This is a genomic window from Burkholderia anthina, from assembly GCF_001547525.1.
Taxonomy (GTDB): Bacteria; Pseudomonadota; Gammaproteobacteria; order Burkholderiales; family Burkholderiaceae; genus Burkholderia; species Burkholderia semiarida.
The window spans coordinates 1829009-1845813 of sequence record NZ_LNJP01000003.1 but is presented as its reverse complement, the minus strand read 5'-3'; the positions used below and the strand labels follow the sequence as shown (position 1 = coordinate 1845813).

Here is a 16805-nt window from a genome sequence, read left to right as displayed (position 1 = left end):
TCTCGCGACCGGCGCGACCGCGTTTCGCACCGGCAACACCGATCGCCGCCTACACCGGCGTCAATACCGGCTGCCCTGCGAAATGCCGCGCCGCGTTGTCGAGAAACTGCCGCACCGAACGATCGAGCGCCTCGGGCGACCAGCCGCCCATGTGCGGCGTGAGCACGACGCTGTCGAGATCGGTCAGCGCACGCGGCGGCGCCGGTTCGCCTTCGTACACGTCGAGCCCCGCGCCCGCGATGCGCCGTTCGCGCAGCGCGTCCGCCAAAGCAGCGGTATCGACAACGCTGCCGCGCGACACGTTCACGAGGAAACCGCCCGGGCCGAGCGCGTCGAGCACCGCGCGATCGATCAGATGCCGCGTGCCTGCACCGCCCGGCGTCGCGACGATCAGGAAATCGGCCCACTGCGCGAGTGCGTCGACCCGGTCGAAATAGCGGTACGGCACCGGTTTCTCCGAGCGGTTGTGATAACCGATCTCGATGTCGAAGCCGGCCGCGCGACGCGCGCACTTCTCGCCGATCTTGCCTAGCCCGACGATGCCGAGCTTCTTGCCCGACACGTTCGGCGGCATCGACAGCCCGTCGCGCCACACGCCCGCGCGGGTTTTCGCATCGAGCTGCACGACGTTGCGCACCGCCGCCAGCAGCAGCGCGAACGCGTGATCGGCGACGCAATCGTCGTTGGTGCCGGCGCCCGTCACCACCGTGATGCCGCGCGCCTTCGCATGCACGACGTCGATGTGCTCGTAGCCCGCGCCGAGCGCGCTGACGAACGTCACGCGCGGCAGCCGGTCGATCTCCGCGGCGCTCAACCCCGTGCTGCCGTTGGTCAGCACCGCGCGGATCGTGCTGCCGTGCTCGGCGATCGCGCGTTCGCGCGCATCGGGAGTCGGCGCGTAACGCACGTCGAACGACGCGGCGATCTCGCGATGCGCGTCGCCGCGCAGCGCGATGAGGACCAGCAGCTCGGGCTTCATGTCAGCAAATGTCCGCAGGCGGGAGTGAATTTCAGTGTAACAAGCCCGCACAATGGATGCGGGTTATCCCCACACCTTCTGTGGACACGCGGCCGCACGCGGTTTGCCAAAGCCGGCTCAGTCAAGTAACTTTCGGCGTACGCCCCCGTCCTGGAGATTGGCCCCGATGAAGCTCGCCCTGCCCGCCCGGATCCTGGGCCTCGCGTTCGCCGCCGCGATCGTCGCGTCCGGCGCGCATGCCGACACGCCCGTCGTGGTGTCGTCGAAGATCGACACCGAAGGCAACCTGCTCGGCAACCTCATTTCACAGGTGCTGAAGGCCCACGGCATTCCCGTCACCGAAAAGATCGCGCTCGGCACGACGCCGATCGTGCGCAAGGCGCTCACGAGCGGCGAGATCGACATCTACCCCGAATACACGGGCAACGCCGCGTTCTTCTTCAACAAGGCCGACGACCGGGTATGGAAGAACGCGAGCCAAGGCTACGACACCGCCAGGAAGCTCGACTACGCGGCGAACCATCTCGTGTGGCTCGCACCGGCGCCCGCGAACAACACGTGGGGCGTCGCGCTGCTCGCGCCCGTCGCGCAGTCGCAGCACCTGAAGACCTTCTCCGATTTCGGCAAGTGGGTGACCGGCGGCGGCAAGGTGAAGCTCGCGGCCTCGGCCGAGTTCGTGAACAGCGCGTCGGCGCTGCCGTCGTTCGAGAAGGCGTACGGCTTCAAGCTGAAGCCCGAGCAGCTCGTCGTGCTGTCCGGCGGCGACACGGCCGCGACGATCAAGGCCGCCGCGAACCAGACCGACGGCGTGAACGCCGCGATGGTCTACGGCACCGACGGCGGCATCGCATCGAGCGGCCTCGCGGTGCTCGACGACGACAAGCACGTGCAGCCCGTCTACGCGCCGGCGCCGGTGATCCGAGAAGCCGCGCTGAAAGCGCATCCGCAGATCGCCGACTTGCTGAAGCCCGTGTTCGCGAGCCTCGACCTGAAGACGCTGCAATCGCTGAACGCCCGCATCCAGCTCAACGGCGAGCCGGCCGCCGGCGTCGCGAAAAGCTATCTGAAAGCGAAGGGTTTCGTGAAATGACGGGCCGCGCGGCGGCGTCCGCGCGGCGCATCACGCTCGACAAGGTCGGTGTCCTGATCGGTGTACTGACGCTCGTCGCGGTGTTCGGCCTGTCGTTCGCGGTGCTGCGACCGAACCGGATCGCGGCCGGCACCGGGCTGTCGGTGTTCGCCGCGCTGCCCGCCATGCAGGGCGCCGCGCTCGCCGCGCTGTGGACCGTCGGCGCGCTGTGGGTGATGACGGCGAGCCGTCCCGCGTGGCGGCTCGCGGCCGGCTGCGCGGGGCTCGCGACGCTCGCGTACGCGATCGGCGCGGCCGCGGCGCACGTCGTCGCGCCCGACGACATGCTGGCCCGCGTGTCGCCCGACGCCGGCGTCTGGCTGCTGCTGTTCGCGTGGGCGGTGCTCATCGCCGATGCGCTCGCGCGCCTCGCGTTCGGCCCGTGGCGGCGGCTCGCCGCGCTCGCCGTCGCGATCGCGGCGGTTTCGATGCCGCTCGCGAGCGGCTGGTGGGACGGCCTCTCGGTGATGCGCGAATACGCGGTGCGCAGCGACGATTTCTGGCGCGAAGCGATCCGTCACGTGTCGCTCGCCGGCGGCTCGGTCGCCGCCGCGCTCGTCGCGGGCGTGCCGCTCGGCATCGCCTGCACGCGCATCGCGACGGTGCGCACGATCGCGATGCCCGTGCTCAATGTCGTGCAGACGATCCCCAGCATCGCGATGTACGGGCTGATGATGGCGCCGCTCGGCCTGCTCGCCGCGCACGTGCCGCTCGCGGCCGCGCTCGGCATCCGCGGCATCGGCGTCGCGCCGGCCGTGCTCGCGCTGTTCCTCTACTCGCTGCTGCCGATCGCATCGAGCGTCGTGGTCGGGCTCGAACAGGTGCCGCCGCACGTGACCGAAGCGGCACGCGCGATGGGCATGACACGTATGCAGCGGCTGCTGCGCGTCGATCTCGTGCTCGCGCTGCCGGTGATCCTGAGCGGCGTGCGCATCGTGCTCGTGCAGAACATCGGCCTGACCGCGGTGGCCGCGCTGATCGGCGGCGGCGGATTCGGCACCTTCATCTTCCAGGGGATCGGGCAATCGGCCGCCGATCTCGTGTTGCTCGGCGCGATCCCGACGATCGCGCTCGCACTGGCGGCCGCCGTCGTGTTCGAAGCCGCGACGTCGCTCGCGAAGGGACGTGCAGAATGATCGAGATGGAACGGGTCGGCAAACGCTTCGGCGAAGTGGTCGCCGTCGACGACGTATCGCTGACGGTGCAGCGCGGCACGATCACCGCGCTCGTCGGCGCATCGGGCAGCGGCAAGTCGACGCTCCTGCGCATGATCAACCGGCTGATCGCGCCGACCAGCGGCACGATCCGCATCGACGGCGTCGATACGGCAAGCGTCGCGCCCGAACAGTTGCGGCGCGGCATCGGCTACGCGATCCAGGGGCACGGGCTGTTTCCGCACTGGAGCGTCGCGCGCAACATCGCGACCGTGCCGCGCCTGCTCGGCTGGCCGGCCGAGCGCATCGACGCGCGCGTGAACGAACTGCTCGATCTGTTCCATCTCGCGCCGGCCGAGTTCGCAGGCAAGCTGCCGCACGAACTGTCGGGCGGCCAGCAGCAACGCGTCGGCGTGGCGCGCGCACTCGCCGCCGAGCCCGCGATGCTGCTGATGGACGAACCGTTCGGCGCGCTCGATCCGATCATCCGCAACAAGGCGCAGGACGACCTGTTCGCGCTGCAGCGCCGCCTCGGCATCACGGTCGTGATCGTCACGCACGATATCGAGGAAGCGCTGAAGCTCGGCGACACGATCGCGGTGATGGACGGCGGCCGGCTGCTGCAGGTCGCGACGCCGGCCGAGATTCTCGGCAAGCCGGCGGCCGGTGTCGTCGAACAGCTCGTCGCGGGCGTCGATCGGCCGCTGCGCCTGCTCGCGCTGACGCCGATCGACGCCGTTGCCGAAGCCGGTCATGCCGACGGCGAACCGATCGCCGCGACGCGCACGCTGCGCGATGCGGTGTCCGAATTGTTGTGGCGCGGTGTCGATGCGCTGCCCGTCGACGATACGGCCGACGGCAACCGTCACGCACACGGCCCTCGCCGCATCACGCTCGACGCGATCCGCTCGCACGCGAGGAAGCCCGCATGACGGCGCCCGGCAGCAGCATGCACCCCAGGCAGCCTTCGCTTCCCGCGTACGTCGCCCGCGCGGCCGCGCTCGCGCTGCTGCTCGTGCTGCTGTTGCGCCCCGGGTGGCTGCAAGGTCTGTTCGCGCCGTTCGCGGACAACGGCGCGCCGGTGATCTACGATCGCGCGAGCCTGCTCGATCTCACGCTCGCGCATCTCGGCACGGTCGCACTGTCGAGCCTGATCGGCACGATCGTCGCGGTCACGGCCGGCATCGCGGTCACGCGGCCGTTCGGCGCGGATTTCCTGCCGGTCGCGCGCAGCGTCGTCGATATCGGCCAGACCTTCCCGCCGGTCGCCGTGCTCGCGCTGGCCGTGCCGGCCGTCGGCTTCGGCTTGAAACCCGTGCTGATCGCGCTCGTGCTGTACGGGCTCCTGCCGGTTTTCGAAAGCATGATCGCGGGGCTCGAGGACGTGCCGCGCGACGTCGTCGACGCCGCGCGCGGAATGGGGATGAGCGGGTGGCAGCAACTGGTGTCCGTCGAGCTGCCGCTCGCGTTCCCGGTGATCGTCAACGGCATCCGGCTCGCCGTCGTGATCAATCTCGGCACCGCGACGATCGGCTCGACGGTCGCCGCGCGCGGGCTCGGCGACGTGATCATCGCGGGCCTGCAGACGTCGAACACCGCGTTCGTGCTGCAAGGCGGCGTGATCGTCGGCTTGCTCGCGGTGCTCGTCAGCGATGCGATCGGCGCGATTGCGCGGATGGCGAGCGCGCGGCGCGCCTAGAAACCGTTGCGGAATGTTTCGAAGGAGAAGCCATGACTGCATTGGACACCGGCCCGTTTTTTCATGGCACGAAGGCGGATTTGCGGATCGGCGACTTGCTGACGGCAGGCTTCAGATCGAATTATCGCGATGACGTCGTGATGAATCACGTTTATTTCACGGCGCTGCCCAAAGGCGCCGGCCTGGCGGCGGAAATGGCCAAAGGCGAAGGCCGGCCGCGGGTCTACATCGTCGAGCCTACCGGCGAATTCGAAAACGACCCGAACGTCACGGACAAGAAATTCCCCGGCAATCCGACGCGATCGTATCGAAGCACATCGCCGCTGAAGATCGTTGGCGAACTCGATAGCTGGGAACCCTACGATCCGGAGTTCATCCAGCAGCTCAGAAGCCGCATCGAAACCGGCATGGGCGAGATCATCAACTAGCGTTCGTGCGGACTGCGATGCGTGTCCGCGCAACGATCGGCTTGCCGGCCCGCCCGAATCGACACAAGCCTACAGCGTGCTTTCATTCGAACCGGCGCTCGAACATCGGGGGCAATTGGCCGATATACTATGCGCCTCCCATTTCCCCGCACTCCACCATGCGACGACGGTTTTTCTGGCTGATCGTGCTCTCGCTCGGCATTGCGCAACAGGCCGCGGCGCAGCAGGCGCCCGCAGTGCCTGCGTCCGCGCCCGACGCGCTGGCATCGGCGCCGACCGTCGCCTCCGCGCCGCTCGCGAACGCCAACGATCAGCCTAACGAAGCAAACCGCCGCATCACCACCTACCTGACGAAGAAATTCGGCGTCGCAAGAGAAAAGGCCGCGAAGCTCGCGGATATCGTGAGCGTGACCGCGACGAAATATTCGCTGCCGCCGGCACTCGTTTACGCGATTATTTCGATCGAATCGCGCTTCCAGGAAAAAGCGCGCGGCCAGCATGGCGCGACCGGATTGATGCAGGTCGTGCCGTCCGCGCACCGTGGCATGCTGCGCGACGTGAAGGATCTCACCGAGCCGAATGCGAACGTCGAAGTCGGCTCGCGGATCCTGTCGGGCTACGTGAAAGCGGCCGGCGGCAACGTGCTGGCCGGGCTGAAGAGCTACAGCGGCGGATCCAGTGCATATGCGGCGAAGGTCATGCAGCGGGTCGATTCGTTCCGGTTCGTGCTCGAACCCGATGATGACGCGAAAAGCCCGAATACGGTGAACGACGGGAAGGCGCACATGGTGCCGGTCAGCGATCCGTCCGGCCCTGCGCCCGCCGTGAACCGCAACGCGAAGTAAGTGCATGCAGGCTGATGCCGGCAAAGTTCAACGTTGATCTCGGGCGTAACTGTTGCCCTCGTTCGGCTCGGGGACGGTGACGCGCGCCGTCGCGTGATCGCGCAATGCGCTGCGCGCGACCGGTACTTCGCGTTTGGGTACGACGAGCAGATTGAGACCGAGGCCGTCCAGTATCTTGAACAGTTTGTCGAGCCCCACGGCACGGCCGTTCTCGAGCCGAGACAAACGAGTGCGGCGGCGCATTCGCGCCGCCGCCCCATGGAGTCACCGGATCACCTCCCTCGTGCCTTGATCCAGCCCCCTTCGATCAAAGCTGCCCCGCCGCTCCCGTCCACCGCAGGTAATCGCCGCGCGTCCAGTCCAGCGACACGCCGACGCGTTTCGTCCCCGGCCGGATCTTCGGCTTGTACACCGACAGCGTCAGCGATTCCAGCGCCGGCCATTCGCGAAACGACAGCACCGCGATATCCGCAACGAGCGTCTCCAGCAGCCGCGTATGCGGCTTGTGCGACAGGAACGACGCGACGCGCGCGCAATAGCCGTCGTAGTCGATCCACTCGCCCTGCTCGCTCGGCTCGCAGCGATACCCGAGCCGCGCATCGATCACGATCGGCTGCGGCGCCTCGTGCTCGTGCGCATGGATGCCGATCCGCGCGGGCACCTTCAGTTCGTCGACGAACACGCTCCAGCCGCGCCCGCGCAGGCGCGGCGCGTCGATCGCCACGAACGGTTCGTCGAACGGCTTCATGATGCGAGCGGCGCCGCGGCGTCGAGCATGATGCGCACGAAATAGTCGGCGAAGCTGCGACGCAGGACGATCTCGAACGAGTCGTCGCCGGTCGGGATCAGCGTGATCGGCGACTTGAAGTAGTGCGACTGCGCGCACTGGCCCGGCTTGAACACGCGCGGATGCACGTCGAGCGGGCAGCCGCGCGCGATCACGTCGCGCACGCGTTCGCCGCTGATCTCGACCACCGTGTAGCCGCTGCCGACGTCGACGGCCGCCGCGTACAAGCCCTGCACGGCTTCCGCCAGCGTGGCCTCGAGCACGCCGGCCTGAACCGGCCCGTTCGACCGCACGAGCCATTCGTCGGGCCCGAGCCACAGCACGTCGTACTCGGCGCCGCGCGCGACCGTGTTCGGCGTCGCGGGCGGCCGGCAGCCGACCACGCGCTCGAACGCGGCGACGAATGCCGGATCGCTCAACTCGCCGCGCACGTTGACGAGATCGAGGAACGGCCGCTCGCGCAGCGTGAACTTCTTCGATGCGCGCGCCTGGTGCGCCTTCAGCACGTCGGCCGCGCCGACGAACGGCGATTCAAGCGTCACGCCGGCCGCGCCCGCCACCGGCGCCTGGTTTCTCGTTTCATTCCACATGCTGACGCACCCCTTCGGTATCGTAGAAAACCGGGCTCGAGATCTTCGCGGTGACGCGGCGGCCGTTGGCCAGCGGGATCACGACGCTCTCGCCCATCTTGTTCAGGCCGCCCTTCACCACCGCGAGCGCGATCGAGCGCTTCAGGATCGGGCTGTAGTAGCTCGACGTCACGTGACCGATCATCGGCGTCGGATCGGTTGCCGACACCTGCGTGTCCTTCGCGATGATCTGCGCGCCTTCCGGCAGCACGAACTGTTCGTCTTCGGTCAGCAGGCCGACGAACTGCTTGCGGCCTTCCTTCGCGGTATCCGAGCGCGTCAGCGAGCGCTTGCCGAGGAAGTCCTTCGACTTCGCGACGAGCCCGCCCATCCCGAGGTCGTACGGCGTGATCGAGCCGTCGGTGTCCTGCCCGACGATGATGTAACCCTTCTCGGCGCGCAGCACGTGCATCGTCTCGGTGCCGTACGGCGTGATGTCGAACTCGGCACCGGCCGCCATCAGCGCTTCCCACACCGCGCGGCCCGCATTCGCCGGCACGTTCACTTCGTAGGCCAGCTCGCCCGAGAAGCTGATCCGCATCACGCGCGCCTTCGCGCCGGCAACCGTGCCGTTGCGGTAGCTCATGAACGGGAACGCTTCATTGCCGAAGTCGATGTCCTGGCACACCTTCTGCACGACCTTGCGGCTCTTCGGGCCGACCACCGCGAACGTCGCCCAGTGATCGGTGACGGACGCGAGCCGCACCTTCATGTCGGGCCATTCGGTCTGCAGCCAGCGCTCGAGCCACGTCAGCACGCGCGCGGCGCCGCCGGTGGTGGTCGTCATCATGAAATGCTGGTCGGCGAGGCGCACGGTCACGCCGTCGTCGAACACCATCCCGTTTTCGTCGAGCATCAGCCCGTAGCGGCACTTGCCGATCTCGAGCTTGTTCCACGGGTTCGTGTACATCCAGTTCAGCAGCTTCACCGCGTCCGGGCCCTGGATGTCGATCTTGCCGAGCGTCGACGCATCGAGAATGCCGACGCCGTTGCGCACCGCGAGGCATTCGCGCTTCACGGCCGCATGGAGATCCTCGCCGTTCTTCGGGAAATACCACGGCCGCTTCCAGTTGCCGACGTCCTCGAACATCGCGCCGTGCTCGACGTGCCATTCATGCACGGCCGTCTTGCGGATTGGGTCGAGGAAATCGCCCGTCTCGCGGCCCGCGAACGTGCCGAACGACACGGGCGTGTAGTTCGGGCGGAACGTCGTCGTGCCCGTTTCCGGAATCGTCTTGCCGAGCGCGCCCGCAAGGATCGCCATCCCGTTGATGTTGCCGAGCTTGCCCTGGTCGGTGCCGAAACCCATCGCCGTGTAGCGCTTCACATGCTCGACCGACTCGAAGCCTTCGCGCGCGGCGAGCAGGATGTCGGCCGCCGCGACGTCGTTCTGGAAATCGACGAACTGCTTCGGCCCACGCGCGGCCGCCTCGCGGCTGCCGACGAGCCACAGCGGCTGCAGTGCGCCTTCGACGGTTTCGGCGACCTGCGGTGCGGCCGGACGCTGCGCGGCCGCGAAGCCCGCGGCCTTCGCCGCTTCCACGCCCGCATCGACCGCGAGCCGCAGCGCACGGGCGAGCCCGAATTCGCCGGCCGCCGCGCCGATGCTGGTTTCCGCCTGCACCGGCTTGCCCGGCAGGAAACACGCCTTCTCGTCGTTCCAGCACGCCTTGCCGCCCGATTGCGCGAACAGGTGCAGCACCGGGCTGAAGCCGCCCGACATCGCGACGAGGTCGCACGGCAGCGTCTGCATCTTGCCGCCCGTCTGGCCGTTCGAGTAGGACGCGACGTCGACCGACGATACGCGCCACTTGCCCGATGCGGCCGTGACGACCGCGCCGCTCATCACCGTCACGCCCTGCCGCTTCGCGGCGGCCGGCAGCGCGCCGTTCGACGACGCGCGCGAATCGACGACCGTCACCTTCGCGCCGCACGCCTTCAGGTCGAGCGCGGTCTGGTAGGCACGGTCGTTGTTCGTGAACACCACCACGTTGCGGCCCGGCAGCACGCCGAAGCGGTGCACGTAGGTGGAGACCGCACCCGCGAGCATCACGCCCGGCAGGTCGTTGTTGCCGAACACGATCGGCCGCTCGTGCGCGCCGGTCGCGAGGATCACGCGCTTCGCGCGGACCTTCCACAGCAGCTCGCGCGTGCCCTTGCGCATCGATACCGGCAGGTGATCGGTCAGGCGCTGCGTGACCGTCACGAGGTTGTGGTCCTGGTAACCGAACGCGGTGCTGCGCGACAGGATCGTCACGTCGGGCAGCTTGCGCAGCTCGGCTTCGATCTTCTCGACCCATTGCATCGCGGGCTTCGCGTCGATCTCCGCGCGGCACGACAGCAGGCTGCCGCCGAGTTCGCGCTGGTCGTCGACGAGGATCACGCGCGCGCCGGCCGTGGCGGCCGCATGCGCGGCGGCGAGGCCCGACGGGCCACCGCCGACCACGAGCACGTCGCAGTGCGCGTAGCACTTGTCGTAGCGATCGGCGTCGAGCACCTCGGGCGCCTTGCCGAGGCCGGCCGCTTCGCGGATCTTCTCTTCGTACTTCGGCCACATGTTGCGCGGCCACATGAACGTCTTGTAGTAGAATCCGGCCGGCATGAAACGCGACAGCTTCTGGTTGATCGCGTACTTGTCGTTCTCAAGCGACGGCTCCGCGTTCACGCTCGTCGCGACGAGGCCCTGGTACAGCTCGATTTCTGTCGCACGCGCGTTCGGCACCGTGTACGGGCCGGTTTCGAGCTGCACGACGGCATTCGGTTCCGCGACGTCGGCCGTCACGATCCCGCGCGGACGGTGGTACTTGAAGCTGCGCGCGACGAAGTGCACGCCGTTCGCGAGCAGCGCGGACGCGAGCGTGTCGCCCTGGAAGCCCTGGTACGTGCGGCCGTTGAACGTGAACGTCAACGGAATCGCGCGATTGATGCGGCCACCGGTGCCGAGGCGGTCTTTCTGGCTCATTTGCTCGTGCCCTCTTCGTGTGCGTTGCCGGCAGATGCTCCGCCGAACTTTTCGTAGCCCTTGATATCGTAGGTGACCGTGTCGCGCGTGACCTTGAACCAGCGGCGGCAGCCCTGCGTGTGCAGCCATTGCTCCTTGTGCAGCCCGCGCTTGTTCTCGCGCATGAACACGTATTCGCCCCATTCGCGGTCGGTCATGGTCTCGTTCGCCACCGGGCGCACGATGTCGGCTTCACCGCCGCACGTGAACTCGGATTCGGCGCGCGGCCCGCACCACGGACATTCGATCAGCAACATGTTTCCTTCTCCTTCAGTGCGGTGGTTAGTGCGCGACGGCGGCTGCGCCGTGCTCGTCGATCAGGTGGCCCGTATAGAAGCGGTCGAGCGCGAACGGCGCGTTCAGCGGATGCGGTTCGTCGCGGGCGATCGTGTGCGCGAACACCCAGCCCGAGCCCGGCGTCGCCTTGAAACCGCCGGTGCCCCAGCCGCAGTTGAAATAGAGGCCCTTCACGTCGGTCTTGGTGATGATCGGGCACGCGTCCGGCGACACGTCGACGATGCCGCCCCACTGGCGGTTCATCCGCACGCGCGAGAACACCGGGAACATCTCGATGATCGCCTGCAGCGTGCTTTCGATGATGTGGAAGCTGCCGCGCTGGCCGAAGCCCGTGTACTGGTCGATACCCGCGCCGATCACGAGGTCGCCCTTGTCGGACTGGCTGATGTATGCGTGCACCGCGTTCGACATGATCACCGAGTTGACCACCGGCTTGATCGGCTCGGACACGAGCGCCTGCAGCGGGTGGCTTTCGATCGGCAGGCGGATGCCGGCCATGTCGGCGAGCGTCGTCGTGTTGCCGGCCGCGACCACCGCGACCTTCTTCGCCTTGATGAAACCCTTCACCGTATCGACGCCGACCACCGCGCCGCCTTCGCGGCGAATGCCCGTCACCTGGCAGTTCTGGATGATGTCGACGCCCGCGCGGTCCGCGCCGCGCGCGAAGCCCCAGGCCACCGCGTCGTGGCGTGCGACGCCCGCACGGCGCTGGATCGATGCGCCGAGCACCGGGTAGCGGCTGTTCAGGTTGATCGTCGGCTCGATTTCCTTGATTTGCGCGGGCGTCAGGAATTCGGCGTCGACGCCGTTCAGCCGGTTCGCGTTCACGCGGCGCTCGGTGTCGCGCACGTCCTGCAGCGTGTGGGCCAGGTTCATCACGCCGCGCTGGCTGAACATCACGTTGTAGTTCAGATCCTGCGACAGCCCTTCCCACAGCTTCATCGCCTTTTCGTACAGCGCGGCCGACTCGTCCCACAGATAGTTCGAGCGCACGATCGTCGTGTTGCGCGCGGTGTTGCCGCCGCCGATCCAGCCCTTCTCGAGGATCGCGACGTTGGTGATGCCGTGCTCCTTCGCGAGGTAGTAGGCGGTCGCGAGGCCGTGGCCGCCGCCGCCGACGATCACGACGTCGTATTCCTTCTTCGGCTCCGGGCTCTTCCACTGCTTTTCCCAGTTCTCGTGATACGAGAGGCCGTTGCGGAACAGGCTGAATATCGAGTAGCGGCTCATGTTAGTGATCCTTCGTTAGCATTCGATGACGTTCACGGCAAGACCGCCGCGCGACGTTTCCTTGTATTTCGTCTTCATGTCGGCACCCGTCTCGCGCATCGTCTTGATGACCGAATCGAGCGACACGTAGTGCTGGCCGTTACCCTTGAGCGCCATGCGCGACGCGTTCAGCGCCTTGATCGCGCCCATCGCGTTGCGCTCGATGCACGGGATCTGCACGAGCCCGCCCACGGGGTCGCAGGTCATCCCGAGGTTGTGCTCCATGCCGATCTCGGCCGCGTTCTCGACCTGGTCCGGCGTGCCGCCCATCACGGCGGCGAGCGCGGCCGCGGCCATCGAGCACGCGACGCCCACTTCGCCCTGGCAGCCGACTTCCGCGCCGGAGATCGACGCGGTTTCCTTGTAGATGATGCCGATCGCCGCGGCCGTCAGCAGGAATTCGACGATGCCGGCTTCGTTCGAGCCTGGCACGAACTTCACGTAGTAGTGCAGCACCGCGGGGATCACGCCGGCCGCGCCGTTGGTCGGCGCGGTGACGACCCGGCCGCCGGCCGCGTTCTCTTCGTTGACGGCCATCGCATACAGGTTGACCCAGTCGAGCATCGACAGCGGGTCGCGCAGCGACTCTTCCGAACGCGCGCGCAGGCGGCCGTACAGTTCGGCCGCGCGGCGCTTCACGCGCATCGGGCCCGGCAGGTCGCCCTCGACCTTGCAGCCGCGTTCGACGCAAGCAGCCATCGTGCGCCAGATCGCGAGCAGCCCGGCGCGCACTTCGTCGGCAGGGCGCAGCGCGCATTCGTTGCGCAGCATCAGCTCGGCGATCGACAGCCCGTGTTCGCGGCACTGGCGCATCAGGTCGTCGCCGGTGCGGAACGGATACGGCACTTCGACGGCCGCGCGCACGCCGTTCACGCGGTCGCCGTCGCGGTTCACGACGAAGCCGCCGCCGACCGAGTAATACTCCTTCTCGACGAGCAGCTGGCCGTGCTCGTCGAATGCCTGGAAGCGCATCCCGTTCGGATGCACGATGGTCGTGCCGCTCATCAGCTTGCGATAGAAGCCGATGTGTTCCTTCTCGTCGAAGCGCACCGTCTGCTTGCCGAGCAGCGACAGCGACTTCTCCGCGCGGATCGCGGCGAGCCGCGGCTCGATCAGGTCCGGATCGATCGTGTCGGGCAGGTGGCCCTCGAGGCCGAGCAGCACGGCCTTGTCGGTGCCGTGGCCCTTGCCCGTCGCGCCGAGCGAGCCGTACAGCTCGACCCGCACGCGGCGCACGAAGCCGAGCAGGTTCGCGTCCTCGACGTGCGACGCGAAGCGGCACGCGGCGATCATCGGGCCGACCGTATGCGAACTGGACGGGCCGATGCCGATCTTGAACAAGTCGAACGCGCTGACGTTCATCTGGCTTCCTTTGGGTTGCATGCGTGAAATGTCGTTGGGCCCCAGTACATCAAAGCGTAAAATCGGCCGATAGAACAAAAACGGCATCGGCGTGGGATGGCGCCGCCAAGCGGCGCGCCGGCCGCCCGGAAAGTGCGTTTTGGCGATGGTTCGCGACGGAAAACCACAAGTCCGGCCGCGGCCGATCGGCGACGCTGGCTGCATCCGCGCCGCCTCCGGCAGCCGCAACCCGCAAACAGACTGAAACGAGTGAGACCGCCTGCCCGGCGTGACGAGATTGGCCGCGATGACCCCCGACGTACCCGCTTCCCCCCTCGCAGAACCCGCGCCGCGGCGCATCCGCTTCGGCATCGTGCTGCTGCCGAACTTCACGCTGACGGCCTTCTCCGGCTTCGTCGACATGCTGCGGCTGTCGGCCGACGACGGCGACTACAGCAAGCCCGTGCGCTGCGCATGGAGCGTGATCGGCGAGACGCTCGCGCCGGTGCGCGCGAGCTGCGGGATCCAGATCACGCCGTGGGAGACGTTCGACGCGGCCGAGCCGTTCGACTACGTAGTGGTGGTCGGCGGCTTGCTGCATTCGGGGCCGCAGGCCGGCCCTGAAACGCTCGACTTCATCCGCCGCGCGGCGACGGGCGGCGCGACGGTCGTCGGCATCTGCACGGGCGTGTTCGCGCTGATGCGCGCCGGCGTGCTCGACGGCTACCGCACCTGCGTGAGCTGGTTCCATTACTGGGATTTCATCGAACGCTTCCCGTCCGCCGATCCCGACCTGCTGATCGCCGACCGCCTGTTCGTGATCGACCGGCGCCGGATCACGTGCTCGGGCGGCCGCGCGTCGATCGACGTCGCCGCCGCGATCCTGCTGCGCCATTTCGATCACGCGACCGTGCAGAAGGCGCTGCGCATCCTGCTCGTGGGCGAGATGCAGAAAGGCAATGCGCCGCAACCGCATCCGCCGGGCCTCGAGCCGGCGACACACCCGAAGGTCAAGCGCGCGATTCTTCTGATGGAACAGCACGTCGGGCGCGCGCTGCCGCTCGAGGAACTCGCGTGCAAGCTCGACCTGTCGACGCGGCAGCTCGAGCGGCTGTTCAAGGCCGAGACCGGCAAGAGCCCGCAGGCCTTCGCGAAGCAGGTACGGCTGCGCACGGCCGCGTGGCTGCTGACGAGCTCGGACCGCACCGTCGCCGATATCGCATCGAGCTGCGGATTCGCCGATGCGTCGCACCTCGGGCGCGAATTCCGCAAGCAGTTCGGCGTGCCGCCGGCGACCTATCGCGAGCGCGGCGGCGACGTGGCCGAAGTGGCCGCGATGCCCGATGCGTCGGCCGACCCGGTCGAGGACATCGCCGACTGACCGCTCCAAGGGTGCGCGCCCTTTCCTGACCGATTGCGGAACCTCGCACGTTCGCATCGGTTTAGGCGCGATTTGGAACCGGTTCCAATCAATTTAGGCGACGTTACTCGCTGCAAAGCGCGGGTTATCCCGGATGCTGATGTTCGCTCAAATTTGTATGATGACCACATCACCTTACAAACCAGAGCATCATGTTCGAGAAAATTCCGGCCCGCGCGATGAGCGACCATGTCGCGCAGCAACTGCTCAAGCAGATCGAAGTGGGCAGCTTCTCGGCCACCGGCAAGCTGCCGACCGAGGCCGTGCTCGCACAGGAATTCGGCGTGAGCCGCACCGTGATCCGCGAGGCGATCTCGCGGCTGAAGAACGAAGGCGTGGTCGAGCCGCGCCAGGGCAGCGGCGTGTTCGTGAACCAGCACGGCGCGATCCGGCCGCTGCGGATCGACTACGCGGAAGCCGTCGAGGCAAGCTCGCTGCCGCACCTGCTCGCGGTGCGCCGCGCGATCGAGGCCGAAGTCGCCGCCGAAGCCGCGCTGCACCACACCGACGACGACATGGCCGACATCGACGACGCGCTGCGCAAGATCGACGAAGCGGTGGCCGAAGGGCGCGACGGCGTCGCGGAAGACGTCGCGTTCCACCGCACGATCGCGGCCGTCACCGGCAATCCGTATTTCCTGAAGACGCTGCAGTTCCTGAACCAGTATCTCGAAGCCGGCGTGAAGGTCACGCGCAGCAACGAAGCGACGCGCGAGGACTTCTCGCGCCAGGTGCGCGACGAACACGCGGCGATCGCCGACGCGATCCGCGCGCGCGACCCGATGGCCGCCCGCAACGCGGCGCGCACGCACATGTACAACGCGGCTCGCCGTCTCGCGGAAGCCGGCATCTGCTGAAGCCGGCGGCCGCGGCCTTTCCGGGCGGCGCCGCCGTCATGAACCTCTCCCGAATCGATCAAGGTTGACCATGTCACGAAATGTTGGAGTCATCGGCCTCGGCGCGATGGGCCTCGGCGTCGCCCGCTCGCTGTTGCGCGCCGGCCTGCGCGTGCACGCATGCGACGTGCGCGACACCGTGCTGCAGGCGTTCGCCGCCGAAGGCGGCATCGCGTGCGCGACGCCGGCCGAACTGGGTGCGCGGTGCGACGTCGTCGTCACGCTCGTCGTCAATGCCGCGCAAACGGAAACGGTGCTGTTCGGCGAACACGGCGCGGTCGCGGCGATGAAGCCGGGCGGCGTCGTGATCGCGAGCGCGACCGTCGCGCCCGAATTCGCGGTCGCGCTCGGCGCACGCATCGAGGCCGCCGGCCTGCAGATGCTCGACGCGCCGGTGTCCGGCGGCGCCGCGCGCGCGGCCTCCGGCGAAATGACGATGATGACGTCGGGCCCGGCCGCCGCGTATGCGGGCTGCGAGGACGTGCTCGCCGCGATCGCCGGCAAGGTGTACCGCCTCGGCGATGCGCACGGCATCGGCTCGAAAGTGAAGATCATCAACCAGTTGCTGGCCGGCGTGCATATCGCGGCCGCCGCCGAGGCGATGGCGCTGGGCCTGCGCGAAGGCGTCGATGCCGACGCGCTGTACGACGTGATCACGCACAGCGCCGGCAATTCGTGGATGTTCGAGAACCGGGTGCCGCACATCCTGAACGGCGACTACACGCCGCTGTCGGCCGTCGACATCTTCGTGAAGGATCTCGGCCTCGTGCTCGACACCGCGCGCCGCAGCAAATTCCCGCTGCCGCTGTCGGCCACCGCGCACCAGATGTTCATGAGCGCATCGAGCGCCGGCCACGGCGGCGAGGACGATTCCGCCGTGATCAAGACTTTCCCCGGCATCACGCTGCCGCCCGCCCGCTGATTCGAACGA

The 16805-nt window shown here is 67.8% G+C and carries 17 protein-coding genes; 9 read left to right on the top strand and 8 right to left on the bottom strand.

Going from position 1 to position 16805, the window contains the following annotated elements; translation table 11 throughout:
* Positions 1 to 49: 49 nt before the first annotated feature.
* Positions 50 to 979 (bottom strand): 2-hydroxyacid dehydrogenase, encoded by a 930-nt coding sequence (locus WS64_RS28195; protein ID WP_059643829.1) that lies wholly within the window; start codon positions 977 to 979, stop codon positions 50 to 52.
* 166 nt (positions 980 to 1145) lie between these two features.
* On the opposite strand from WS64_RS28195, the gene osmF reads away from it, so the two are divergent.
* The 6 genes from osmF (at position 1146) to WS64_RS28165 (ending at position 6234) form a co-directional block, all read left to right on the top strand.
* Positions 1146 to 2069 carry a glycine betaine ABC transporter substrate-binding protein OsmF gene (gene osmF / locus WS64_RS28190; protein ID WP_060968389.1) on the top strand — a complete coding sequence of 308 codons (924 nt, stop codon included), beginning with the start codon at positions 1146 to 1148 and terminating at the stop codon, positions 2067 to 2069.
* Positions 2066 to 3244, top strand: a complete 1179-nt coding sequence (locus WS64_RS28185; protein ID WP_060968388.1) for an ABC transporter permease — start codon at positions 2066 to 2068, stop codon at positions 3242 to 3244. Before osmF ends, WS64_RS28185 begins: the two co-directional genes overlap by 4 nt.
* A complete protein-coding gene (locus WS64_RS28180) occupies positions 3241 to 4194 on the top strand; it encodes an ABC transporter ATP-binding protein (RefSeq protein ID WP_060968387.1) in 954 nt (317 codons plus the stop codon). The genes WS64_RS28185 and WS64_RS28180 overlap by 4 nt, the downstream gene beginning before the upstream one ends.
* Positions 4191 to 4961 carry an ABC transporter permease gene (locus WS64_RS28175; protein WP_060968386.1) on the top strand — a complete coding sequence of 257 codons (771 nt, stop codon included), beginning with the start codon at positions 4191 to 4193 and terminating at the stop codon, positions 4959 to 4961. Before WS64_RS28180 ends, WS64_RS28175 begins: the two co-directional genes overlap by 4 nt.
* A gap of 32 nt (positions 4962 to 4993) precedes the next feature.
* Entirely contained in the window at positions 4994 to 5389 is a 396-nt protein-coding gene (gene arr, locus WS64_RS28170) for an NAD(+)--rifampin ADP-ribosyltransferase (protein WP_060968385.1), read from the top strand.
* Positions 5390 to 5547: 158 nt separating this feature from the next.
* Positions 5548 to 6234 (top strand): lytic transglycosylase domain-containing protein, encoded by a 687-nt coding sequence (locus WS64_RS28165; RefSeq protein ID WP_060968384.1) that lies wholly within the window; start codon positions 5548 to 5550, stop codon positions 6232 to 6234.
* Positions 6235 to 6261: 27 nt separating this feature from the next.
* Here the strand turns inward: WS64_RS28165 and WS64_RS28160 are convergent, their stop codons facing one another.
* From WS64_RS28160 to WS64_RS28130, 7 genes are all read right to left on the bottom strand, one after another.
* Positions 6262 to 6477: a hypothetical protein gene (locus WS64_RS28160; RefSeq protein ID WP_226234294.1), complete on the bottom strand. Its 216-nt coding sequence runs from the start codon at positions 6475 to 6477 to the stop codon at positions 6262 to 6264.
* A gap of 64 nt (positions 6478 to 6541) precedes the next feature.
* Positions 6542 to 6982: a dihydroneopterin aldolase gene (locus WS64_RS28155; protein ID WP_034186032.1), complete on the bottom strand. Its 441-nt coding sequence runs from the start codon at positions 6980 to 6982 to the stop codon at positions 6542 to 6544.
* Positions 6979 to 7611 (bottom strand): sarcosine oxidase subunit gamma, encoded by a 633-nt coding sequence (locus tag WS64_RS28150; protein WP_060314087.1) that lies wholly within the window; start codon positions 7609 to 7611, stop codon positions 6979 to 6981. Before WS64_RS28150 ends, WS64_RS28155 begins: the two co-directional genes overlap by 4 nt.
* Positions 7601 to 10612 carry a sarcosine oxidase subunit alpha family protein gene (locus WS64_RS28145; RefSeq protein ID WP_059575391.1) on the bottom strand — a complete coding sequence of 1004 codons (3012 nt, stop codon included), beginning with the start codon at positions 10610 to 10612 and terminating at the stop codon, positions 7601 to 7603. Before WS64_RS28145 ends, WS64_RS28150 begins: the two co-directional genes overlap by 11 nt.
* Positions 10609 to 10908, bottom strand: a complete 300-nt coding sequence (locus WS64_RS28140) for a sarcosine oxidase subunit delta (protein ID WP_011547035.1) — start codon at positions 10906 to 10908, stop codon at positions 10609 to 10611. Before WS64_RS28140 ends, WS64_RS28145 begins: the two co-directional genes overlap by 4 nt.
* Before the next feature lie 25 nt (positions 10909 to 10933).
* Positions 10934 to 12178 (bottom strand): sarcosine oxidase subunit beta family protein, encoded by a 1245-nt coding sequence (locus WS64_RS28135; protein WP_034204196.1) that lies wholly within the window; start codon positions 12176 to 12178, stop codon positions 10934 to 10936.
* Positions 12179 to 12193: 15 nt separating this feature from the next.
* The gene (locus WS64_RS28130; protein ID WP_059643805.1) at positions 12194 to 13579 is read right to left on the bottom strand and encodes an L-serine ammonia-lyase; all 1386 of its coding nucleotides are present in this window, start codon (positions 13577 to 13579) and stop codon (positions 12194 to 12196) included.
* A 286-nt stretch (positions 13580 to 13865) separates the two neighbouring features.
* On the opposite strand from WS64_RS28130, the gene WS64_RS28125 reads away from it, so the two are divergent.
* The 3 genes from WS64_RS28125 to ltnD all read left to right on the top strand — a co-directional run bounded on the left by WS64_RS28125 (position 13866) and on the right by ltnD (position 16796).
* Entirely contained in the window at positions 13866 to 14939 is a 1074-nt protein-coding gene (locus tag WS64_RS28125) for a GlxA family transcriptional regulator (RefSeq protein WP_059643859.1), read from the top strand.
* A gap of 191 nt (positions 14940 to 15130) precedes the next feature.
* A complete protein-coding gene (locus WS64_RS28120) occupies positions 15131 to 15835 on the top strand; it encodes a FadR/GntR family transcriptional regulator (protein WP_059575396.1) in 705 nt (234 codons plus the stop codon).
* 70 nt (positions 15836 to 15905) lie between these two features.
* Positions 15906 to 16796 carry an L-threonate dehydrogenase gene (ltnD, locus tag WS64_RS28115; protein WP_059575397.1) on the top strand — a complete coding sequence of 297 codons (891 nt, stop codon included), beginning with the start codon at positions 15906 to 15908 and terminating at the stop codon, positions 16794 to 16796.
* Positions 16797 to 16805 lie beyond the last annotated feature (9 nt).

Bases quoted from the DNA above. Each gene is read 5' to 3' on its own strand.
- WS64_RS28195 (WP_059643829.1), bottom strand. From the start codon at position 979: ATGAAGCCCGAGCTGCTGGTCCTCATCGCGCTGCGCGGCGACGCGCAT.
- osmF (WP_060968389.1), top strand. From the start codon at position 1,146: ATGAAGCTCGCCCTGCCCGCCCGGATCCTGGGCCTCGCGTTCGCCGCC.
- WS64_RS28185 (WP_060968388.1), top strand. From the start codon at position 2,066: ATGACGGGCCGCGCGGCGGCGTCCGCGCGGCGCATCACGCTCGACAAG.
- WS64_RS28180 (WP_060968387.1), top strand. From the start codon at position 3,241: ATGATCGAGATGGAACGGGTCGGCAAACGCTTCGGCGAAGTGGTCGCC.
- WS64_RS28175 (WP_060968386.1), top strand. From the start codon at position 4,191: ATGACGGCGCCCGGCAGCAGCATGCACCCCAGGCAGCCTTCGCTTCCC.
- arr (WP_060968385.1), top strand. From the start codon at position 4,994: ATGACTGCATTGGACACCGGCCCGTTTTTTCATGGCACGAAGGCGGAT.
- WS64_RS28165 (WP_060968384.1), top strand. From the start codon at position 5,548: ATGCGACGACGGTTTTTCTGGCTGATCGTGCTCTCGCTCGGCATTGCG.
- WS64_RS28160 (WP_226234294.1), bottom strand. From the start codon at position 6,477: ATGCGCCGCCGCACTCGTTTGTCTCGGCTCGAGAACGGCCGTGCCGTG.
- WS64_RS28155 (WP_034186032.1), bottom strand. From the start codon at position 6,982: ATGAAGCCGTTCGACGAACCGTTCGTGGCGATCGACGCGCCGCGCCTG.
- WS64_RS28150 (WP_060314087.1), bottom strand. From the start codon at position 7,611: ATGTGGAATGAAACGAGAAACCAGGCGCCGGTGGCGGGCGCGGCCGGC.
- WS64_RS28145 (WP_059575391.1), bottom strand. From the start codon at position 10,612: ATGAGCCAGAAAGACCGCCTCGGCACCGGTGGCCGCATCAATCGCGCG.
- WS64_RS28140 (WP_011547035.1), bottom strand. From the start codon at position 10,908: ATGTTGCTGATCGAATGTCCGTGGTGCGGGCCGCGCGCCGAATCCGAG.
- WS64_RS28135 (WP_034204196.1), bottom strand. From the start codon at position 12,178: ATGAGCCGCTACTCGATATTCAGCCTGTTCCGCAACGGCCTCTCGTAT.
- WS64_RS28130 (WP_059643805.1), bottom strand. From the start codon at position 13,579: ATGAACGTCAGCGCGTTCGACTTGTTCAAGATCGGCATCGGCCCGTCC.
- WS64_RS28125 (WP_059643859.1), top strand. From the start codon at position 13,866: ATGACCCCCGACGTACCCGCTTCCCCCCTCGCAGAACCCGCGCCGCGG.
- WS64_RS28120 (WP_059575396.1), top strand. From the start codon at position 15,131: ATGTTCGAGAAAATTCCGGCCCGCGCGATGAGCGACCATGTCGCGCAG.
- ltnD (WP_059575397.1), top strand. From the start codon at position 15,906: ATGTCACGAAATGTTGGAGTCATCGGCCTCGGCGCGATGGGCCTCGGC.